The sequence below is a fragment of the Psychrobacter sp. 1Y4 genome, from assembly GCF_051847555.1.
In genome coordinates this window covers 1-537 of the sequence record NZ_JBPYDE010001066.1, presented here as the reverse complement: position 1 = coordinate 537, position 537 = coordinate 1, and the positions used below count along the sequence as shown (strand labels likewise).

Below are 537 nucleotides of genomic sequence, written 5' to 3'. Positions count from 1 at the left end.
AGAAACCATCAAAAAAGTCGCCAGTGACGACAATCTGAGCCAAGCAAAAAGCTACGCCAGTATTTTGGTAGAGCAGGTCATCCATGCCAAAGAAACCTTTAAGCGCTCACTTGGGTCGTTATTTACCAGTGCCTTTACCGCTGGACTCGAGATTGGTATCAGCTTTTTTGTGATTTTATCCGCATTTGCACTACTGAATGACGTGCTACCCAGTCGCTATGCAATGGTACTGTCGTCCCTACTCTATCCGATTGGCTTTATTATCGTGGTGATCGGTCAGTCGTTATTATTTACTGAGCAGACATCCCTACTCAGTCTGCCTGTGCTCAATAAAATCGAACCACTGCATAAATTGCTCAGGCTGTGGGGCATCGTTATTGCTGGTAATATCGTAGGCGGTTGTATATTTGCAGCCCTTATGATTGGTCTAGGACTACACATGCACCTGTTTACAGATCATGCCATTGATGCTTATGCCGAGCATATCTTGGGGTTTGAGTGGTGGGTTATCTTTGGCAGTGCGGTGCTGGCAGGCTG

1 protein-coding gene is annotated in these 537 nt (G+C 46.2%); it reads left to right on the top strand.

Annotated elements, in window-relative coordinates:
• A partial coding sequence (locus tag ACS8FC_RS20435) for a formate/nitrite transporter family protein (RefSeq protein WP_439298131.1) occupies nt 1-537 on the top strand: 537 nt, incomplete at both ends.